This is a genomic window from Klebsiella sp. MS 92-3 (genome assembly GCF_000195655.1).
Lineage (GTDB): Bacteria > Pseudomonadota > Gammaproteobacteria > Enterobacterales > Enterobacteriaceae > Klebsiella > Klebsiella pneumoniae.
Genome location: NZ_GL882724.1, coordinates 97,990 through 100,207 on the forward strand (window position 1 = coordinate 97,990; position 2,218 = coordinate 100,207).

General features: G+C 56.5%; 1 protein-coding gene. It reads left to right on the top strand.

Going from position 1 to position 2,218, the window contains the following annotated elements:
• Window positions 1–102 precede the first annotated feature (102 nt).
• Window positions 103–2,218: polyribonucleotide nucleotidyltransferase (gene pnp / locus HMPREF9538_RS24240; protein ID WP_032456986.1), on the top strand; the 2,116-nt coding region annotated here is incomplete at its 3' end.

Below are 2,218 nucleotides of genomic sequence, written 5' to 3' on the forward strand. Positions count from 1 at the left end.
GGGCGGGTAAAGGTTGTCATTAGTCGCGAGGATGCAGAAGATCGGGTCAATAGACGCTATGTCGTGGATATGGCGTGATTTATAGATAAAAAGGATAGAATTTTGCTTAATCCGATCGTTCGTAAATTCCAGTACGGCCAGCATACCGTGACCCTGGAAACCGGCATGATGGCGCGCCAGGCAACGGCCGCTGTGATGGTTAGCATGGATGACACTGCGGTATTCGTTACCGTTGTGGGTCAGAAAAAAGCGAAGCCAGGCCAGGACTTTTTCCCGCTGACCGTTAACTACCAGGAGCGTACCTACGCTGCCGGTAAAATCCCGGGTGGTTTCTTCCGCCGTGAAGGCCGTCCAAGCGAAGGCGAAACCCTGATCGCGCGTCTGATTGACCGCCCGGTTCGCCCGCTGTTCCCGGAAGGCTTCGTTAACGAAGTTCAGGTTATCGCCACCGTCGTTTCCGTTAACCCGCAGGTTAACCCAGACATCGTCGCGATGATTGGTGCTTCCGCTGCGCTGTCGCTGTCTGGTATTCCGTTCAATGGCCCAATCGGCGCTGCGCGCGTGGGTTACATCAACGACCAGTACGTACTGAACCCAACCCAGGAAGAACTGAAGTCCAGCAAACTGGACCTGGTGGTTGCCGGTACCGAAGCGGCCGTGCTGATGGTGGAATCCGAAGCGGAACTGCTGAGCGAAGACCAGATGCTGGGCGCGGTGGTCTTCGGCCACGAGCAGCAGCAGATTGTTATTCAGAACATCAACGACCTGGTGAAAGAAGCCGGTAAACCGCGTTGGGACTGGCAGCCGGAAGCGGTCAACGAAGCGCTGAACGCGCGCGTGGCTGCGCTGGCTGAATCCCGTCTGAGCGATGCTTACCGTATCACCGACAAACAAGAGCGTTACGCTCAGGTTGACGTGATCAAATCTGAAACCATCGCCACGCTGGTTGCTGAAGATGAAACCCTGGACGCTAACGAGCTGGGTGAAATCCTGCACGCCATCGAGAAAAACGTGGTTCGTAGCCGCGTACTGGCCGGCGAGCCGCGTATCGATGGCCGTGAAAAAGATATGATCCGTGGTCTGGACGTTCGTACCGGCGTTCTGCCGCGTACTCACGGTTCCGCGCTGTTCACCCGTGGTGAAACGCAGGCGCTGGTTACCGCGACTCTGGGTACCGCACGCGATGCGCAGAACATCGACGAACTGATGGGCGAGCGCACCGACTCCTTCCTGTTCCACTACAACTTCCCTCCGTACTCCGTAGGCGAAACTGGCATGGTGGGGTCTCCGAAGCGTCGTGAAATCGGTCACGGTCGTCTGGCGAAGCGCGGCGTACTGGCCGTGATGCCGACTATTGAAGAATTCCCGTACACCGTGCGCGTGGTATCGGAAATCACCGAATCTAACGGTTCCTCTTCCATGGCTTCCGTCTGCGGCGCCTCTCTGGCGCTGATGGACGCGGGCGTGCCGGTAAAAGCCGCTGTGGCGGGTATCGCAATGGGTCTGGTGAAAGAAGGCGACAACTTCGTCGTGCTGTCTGACATCCTCGGTGACGAAGACCACCTCGGCGATATGGACTTCAAAGTTGCGGGTTCCCGCGACGGTATCTCTGCGCTGCAGATGGATATCAAAATTGAAGGTATCACCAAAGAAATCATGCAGGTTGCATTGAACCAGGCTAAAGGTGCGCGTCTGCACATCCTGGGCGTGATGGAGCAGGCGATTAACGCGCCGCGCGGCGATATCTCTGAATTCGCACCGCGTATCCACACCATCAAGATCAACCCGGACAAGATCAAAGACGTTATCGGTAAAGGCGGTTCTGTTATCCGTGCCCTGACCGAAGAGACCGGTACTACCATCGAGATCGAAGATGACGGTACCGTGAAGATCGCAGCGACCGACGGCGACAAAGCGCAGCATGCTATCCGTCGTATCGAAGAGATCACCGCTGAGATCGAAGTTGGCCGCATCTACAATGGTAAAGTGACCCGTATCGTTGACTTTGGCGCATTCGTTGCCATCGGCGGCGGTAAAGAAGGTCTGGTTCACATCTCGCAGATCGCTGACAAGCGCGTTGAGAAAGTGACTGACTACCTGCAGATGGGTCAGGAAGTACCGGTTAAGGTTCTGGAAGTTGACCGCCAGGGCCGTGTCCGTCTGAGCATTAAAGAAGCAACTGAACAGACTCCGTCTGCCGCAGCGCCGGAAGCTCCCG